The organism is Pseudoalteromonas sp. 31A1, assembly GCF_011378815.1.
Lineage (GTDB): Bacteria > Pseudomonadota > Gammaproteobacteria > Enterobacterales > Alteromonadaceae > Pseudoalteromonas > Pseudoalteromonas arctica.
The window spans coordinates 1-6277 of record NZ_WTKY01000045.1; the positions used below are offsets into that span (position 1 = coordinate 1).

Genomic DNA, 6277 nt, shown 5'->3' on the forward strand with positions numbered 1-6277 from the left:
AGATAAGGAAAGGTAAGTTTTTAACATAAAAAGTAGATTTTATGGCACAGTTTAGCTTGCACAATTAGAGTGGCTGTCTAGTTTAATTCCGAACCCACAGTACAGGTTGCTTTTTCCATCGCACAATGGTCATGGCAGTATATTGTGAGCCTCGGCGGACTTTACAAAGATGATCCACGACAAAAAAGTGTTAACGCTAAAGCACCTACGTATGTTGAAGACCAAGGGTTAGCTGATTCATTGCGAAACGCTCGCTGCCAACAGATTAATTTAGCCGCAGCAGAGAGTGAAGGCCAAATTACAATCCATGACCCAGGTGGGATTGCGCTTTCTTTATTAAATAAATGCCAAATGATTTTCTTGCAATTACAGATTGAGAATAAAAAGCTAACAGATAAAAAGCACTATGATTCTGGTGTTCTTGCATATCAAGCAATGCTAAATGATGAATTACATCAACTATCAGAAAAAAATCCAATCTATTACCCTTCAAAGTATGCAATGCCGAAGCTTAACTATATAGATAAAAGCTCGGGTGCAGGATTTTTACGTAGTGGAGCAAAACACTTAGATAAAGATTATTTAGAAAGCTACCTTTCAAGTGACAAATTAGAACAACTACTTAAAGAGTTGCCTATTGCACAAAAAGAGTTTGTTGATTTTTTACAAGACTTAAATAACGATTCGGCTTTAACGTCTAAGCAAAGTGATTATATTGGTTTAGCTCCAGTAATGAATGACTGGGTAGCTCTTGAAAATGTAGACTACTTATTTGGCTTTAACTTTATCACTAATGTATTAAATATATTGAGTATCGACGATGTTTCAACTGGTGTATTTAGGCCTTGGAAAGAAAAGTTACCTGCTGAAAACGAGCGTAAAAATAATATAAATAAAGCCACAAGCGCAATTGAAAGCTTTTTAAAAAACACGTTTGAGAAAGGCAACTGGCTATCTGAGTGTTTTATGATCCCTGAAGGACACTTTGATATAAGTATCCCCGGTAGTGTTGTTTTAAAAACCTTACCAAAAGAAAAGAATAACGGTGAAGCTAAATTTAGATTTGAAGAGTTTAAGCGCATTCATGAAAAGTTGATCGAAGAAAAGCAAGAGCAAGAACTCCTGCTTGCAAATAAAGGTTTAAAAGAGTTTTTTGGTAAAGCTAAAGATGCGGTGGGCTATTTAACTGCCGCCTGGGGGCGAGTTGCGAGTCAATATCAAAATGGCGTTTTAAAACCGCATACTCTAAAAATTAGAAATTTGATGGTCTCTTATAACAAAGCACTTGGTATTAGTGACTTTGCAGATATACATATAAAACAGGCTGGGGCTGTGCTAGGCGATAACCCATCAGTAATTGGCATTACCAATTATAAACGCACGCAAAACAATAGGCAGCAAAGGCGTGCAATGCTACGTGAAAGTGTGAAAAATCCGCCACCCAATGCAGTAACTATCTACGATAGTAAAGAAAATGTAATTGCCTCTGAAGACCCTAAATCATTCGGAAGTAATAAAGGCTATTTTAATCCAGAAAATTGGATTGATTACAATGACTTAATCGGTAGGTATGATTCGATCGAGGGTGAGTTAGTTGTAGTACCTAAAGCGCATCGGTATGCAAAAGCATATGATAATCCTGACTTTAAGCTAGGCGCAGTTGATACAGTTAAGCTCAAAGGTATAAGAGTATTAGAGCACAACTTACCAATGGTGATGTTAGCGTTTGAGATGTTTAATGCTAACGAGATGATTAAAAGGTTTAAGGCAGGGGATAAAGTTACAAGTAAAGTTAAATTAGAAGTTATTAATCTAGTTTATAGTTTAGCTACTTTATCTCTTGAAGTAGCTTCTTTTAGGCTTGCATCAATAAATAATTTATTAAAACTATCTGTTAGGGTGTTTAGTCGAACTGTGCTGCTTTCCAGGCTATTGGGTTCAATAGGGTTAGTAATTACAGTTTTTCTATGTGGGTTAGACACATATACATCAGTCAAAAAGAACGATTTGGACGCTGCATTTTTTCATGTTTTGAGTGGTGTTGTAGCCGTCGCAGGTTTTATTTATCTAGGAGCAGCATTGTTAACCACACCTTTAGGTTGGGCAATAATCGCTATCGGTCTGCTCATTGCAATCATAGCTATTTTGGTAACGGATAATGAATTAGAAACTTGGACTAAAAATGGTCCCTTTGCTAAAGATATTGATGACCGCTGTACTGGTAGTTATAATAAATGGCGCACTCAACCAAAAGAGTGTTATGCCGCATTGGTAGGCACATTGATGAACCCAAATATTACATTAGGGGTCAAAAAGCTAACTAGTTCCCATTGCCAATTAACCATTGATATAGACACACCAAACTTTGCGTTAGGGCAATCAGAGGTGTTTGTTCAAGTTTACCAAATTGAAGATGAGGGCATTTTGCATTTTGAAAATGAATTTCGTCACGACCATAAAAATTGGCAAATAATCCAAAAAGAAAATACTGAATCAGGGATTATAAATGGGTTTCAATATATTGTCCCGATTTTATCAATGTGGCCATTAAACTTTGACGTTGATTGGCAAGTAAAAGTGCAGTATCGGTTAGATAAAAATGTGACCTTGCCTTATGTGGACATTGACGAGCGCAGTGACTGGAAAACCGGCGAAATACCAGACAAAGCATGGATAATAAAGGAAATAAAATATGCTTGAAGAGTATGCTGAAACTGTTTACAGAGGCAAGCAAGATACAAAGTATAGAGATGGAATAGCGACTGATGAGCGTGACTCTATGTATTGCCGTTACCAAAGTAAGCAAGCGTTATTTCCTAGAGGTGATGTGTTTGGGCACTGCTTTGATAACTCTCAAAGATTAGAATATAAATTGAATATAAGTGGTGCAGCAAACCAGCATCGAAGTATTCTTAGTCAAAATGAGAGCCGATTGGAATTACCTTTGGCTTCTAACCCTGTAAGTCTCATAGACACTTTAACTTTCGCTTGGGGGATATTCCACATATCAATACTGTTTCTTTTGCTAGCTTTTCCTATTACTAGTTTTTTGCTTGGAGATATTGCTGAAGCATTTGATAGTTACACTGTGTTGTTATCTGTTTGGTGTTTTTCAAAAATTTCAAACTGGGTAATATGGCCATATTTTAGATCTAATTTTAAATTAGCAGTTATTTTCGAACGTAAAACAGGTGTAGTTAAAGTACCCAAAAGCGATGCAAAGAGCTTTGCTTATTTAAGCTTTGAAGAATTTAATGCTCACTACAAAGCTACACATAATCCCAAAAGTGGATTTCCACATAGAGGGCTTACGCTTCTTCATTATAAAGAAGATCAGCGTTATGATGTTGCTTACAACAATGAGATAGCTTGCAGTTTTCAACATTGGGAATTATTACAAAACTTTATGGATGTTACTCAGCCATTAGCAGACATCCCACAATTTGAATATTACCGAGAGTTTGATAAAACCACTGCTGAATTTGATAAAGCCAATGGTCGCCCTAAGTACTTTTGGTATCGCGTTGATAAGTCATTTTTAAAGAAAATGAATCAAGCTGATGATGAGCTTAGAAAAGAATTTAATGATGAAGAGCAGCTTGATAACTTATTGGCGGGAAAACCTATTAAAAAGCTAACACCGCCAGATATTTTTAAATTTCCATGGAAATACACAGATAACATTAAGCCCGAGAGTGAAATTAAGTTTGGGAAAACCTTGTGGCAGAAATTCACTTCATTTTTGATGGTTGATTTGTAAGCTGTTGAAAAAATTAAATACAGCTTTCTATTTTTCATGAAGAACCAGGGTTTTAAATCGGTTAACTAACCGTAGTTCTTTAACAATCATAAAAGGAAGTTAAACCTAGGCAGCATTAGTGCTGCCTAGGTTATTTAGTGAAAAAGCGAATTAACAAGACACTCATCCTAAATTTTGCACTTTTCGAAAACAAAAATAAACTAGACACCCAACCTAATTTTTTGCAGTTTGGCCTTGCACAATTAGAGTGGCTGTCTAGTTTAATTTACAATTATTGCTATATTAGTCACAGATAATGAGCTAGAAACTTGGACTAAAAATGGCCCATTTGCAAAAGACGTAGATGACCGTTGTACTGGTAGTTATAAAAAATGGCACACTCAACCAAAAGAGTGCTATGCCGCATTGGTAGGCATATTGATGAACCCAAGTGTTCAGCTAGGGGTCAAAAAGCTAACTAGTTCCCATTGCCAATTAACGATAGATATAGACACGCCAAATTTTGCTCTAGGGCAATCAGAGTTATTTGTTCAAGTTTACCAAATTGAAGATGAGGGAATTTTGCATTTTGAGCAGGAGTTTCGTCATGGCCATAAAAATTGGCAGGTTATCCAAAAAGAAAACACTGAATCAGGGGCTATTACTGGGTTTAAATATACCATACCAGTATTATCAATGTGGCCATTAAACTTTGAGGTTGATTGGAAAGTAAAAGTGCAGTATCGGTTAGATAAAAATGTGACCTTGCCTTATGTGGATGTTGATGAGCGCAATGATTGGGAAGATGGAGAAATACCAGACAAGGCCTGGACAATAAAGGAAATCGAATATGCTTGAACAATATGCTGACACAGCTTACAGAGGTAAGCAAGATGAAAAGTTTAGAAATGAAATATCAGTTGATGAGCGCGATTCAATGTATTGCCGTTATCAAAGCAAGCAAGCTATTTACCCTAGGGAGGATCTAATCGGGTATTGCTTTGATAACAGTCAGAAGAGTTATTATAAAGGGAATATTAATGGTCAAACGGACTATGATCGTTCAATTTTAACAAAAGGAAAGAATAAGTTGACCTTGGCATTAATTTCAAATGCTACAAATATGATTGGTTTGATAAACTTTACCTGGGCTATGCTACATTTATTCTTTGTTTTTTTTATGTTTATTCTACCGTTATTTTCCCTTGCTTTGGGAGCATATGATCTTGCATTTGATTTTTTTATCATTCTTTCATGTTGCTGGGGGGGATCTAAGTTAATTAGCTTGCTAATTTGGCCATTTTTTCGTTTCAAATTTAATCTAGCCACAATTTTTAATCGGAAAACGGGTATGGTTGAAATACCTACTAAAGATGCAAAAAGTTTTGATACACTCCCTTTTGAAGAGTTCAATGCTCACTATAAAGTAGCCCATAATCCTAAAAGCGGTTTTGCTAACAGAGGCTTTACATTACTGCATTATAAGAAAAACATCCGTTATGAGCAGACTTATAGTAACCAAATAGCCTGCGCTTTTTTACATTGGGAGTTATTACAAAACTTTATGGATGTTACCCAACCTTTGGCTGATATCCCGCAATTTGAATATTATCGTGAGTTTGATAAAACCACTGCTGAATTTGATAAAGCCAATGGTCGCCCTAAGTACTTTTGGTATCGTGTTGATAAGTCATTTTTAAAAGAAATGTTTAAAGTGGATGACGAGCTTAGAAAAGAATTTAATGATGAAGAGCAGCTTGATAACTTATTGATGGGAAAACCTATTAAAAAGCTAACACCGCCAGATATTTTTAAACTTCCATGGAAATACGCAGTTAACATCAAGCCTGAGAGTGAAATTAAGTTCGGGAAAACGTTGTGGCAAAAATTCACTTCATTTTTGATGGTTGATTTGTAAGCGAATTAACAAGATAAGCGAATTAACAAGAAAGCGAATTAACAAGACACTCATCCTAAATTTTGCACTTTTCGAAGTTAGAGGCTAGCCTTTGTTTAGTGCAAAAAACAAGCAGGGTGTCACATGGCTATTGCAAGAAAGCGTCAAGTAAGTTTGGTTGATACAAAATATTATCATTGTATTTCACGGTGTGTTCGTCGAGCCTTTCTGTGTGGTGAAGACCACTTTACGGGGAAGTCTTACGAACATCGACGAGGCTGGGTTGAAGATAAGCTACTTGAATTAGCGAAGGTATTTTGTATTGATGTGTGTGCTTATGCTGTCATGAGTAACCACACGCACTTGGTGTTGTATGTTGACGATAAAAAAGCCAATCGGCTGAATGATAAAGCGATTGTTATTCGGTGGCACAAGCTTTGTAAAGGTACGTTGATTACACAAAAATACATCCAGGGCGAAAAGTTAAGCAAAATAGAACTTATATTTTTTAATCAAACAGTAAAGCAATACCGAGAGCGCTTATCAAGTATCAGCTGGTTTATGCGCTTATTAAATGAAGGTATTGCGCGCAGAGCGAACAAAGAAGATAACTGCACAGGACGGTTCTGGGAGGGACGCTT

At 36.3% G+C, this 6277-nt stretch carries 4 protein-coding genes and 1 pseudogene; all 5 read left to right on the forward strand.

From position 1 onward, the window contains the following. Positions 1-144: 144 nt before the first annotated feature. Positions 145-2700, forward strand: coding sequence for a hypothetical protein (locus tag GQR52_RS19990; protein ID WP_165729573.1), 2556 nt, complete (start codon positions 145-147; stop codon positions 2698-2700). Continuing rightward, positions 2693-3760, forward strand: a complete 1068-nt coding sequence (locus GQR52_RS19995) for a hypothetical protein (RefSeq protein WP_101163521.1) — start codon at positions 2693-2695, stop codon at positions 3758-3760. Before GQR52_RS19990 ends, GQR52_RS19995 begins: the two co-directional genes overlap by 8 nt. A 420-nt stretch (positions 3761-4180) precedes the next feature. Then, the gene (locus GQR52_RS20000) at positions 4181-4597 is read left to right on the forward strand and encodes a hypothetical protein (RefSeq protein WP_165729574.1); all 417 of its coding nucleotides are present in this window, start codon (positions 4181-4183) and stop codon (positions 4595-4597) included. Further along, a complete protein-coding gene (locus GQR52_RS20005) occupies positions 4590-5657 on the forward strand; it encodes a hypothetical protein (protein ID WP_165729575.1) in 1068 nt (355 codons plus the stop codon). Before GQR52_RS20000 ends, GQR52_RS20005 begins: the two co-directional genes overlap by 8 nt. A 123-nt stretch (positions 5658-5780) precedes the next feature. Then, a pseudogene (locus GQR52_RS20010) lies at positions 5781-6277 on the forward strand (transposase); the annotation flags it as partial.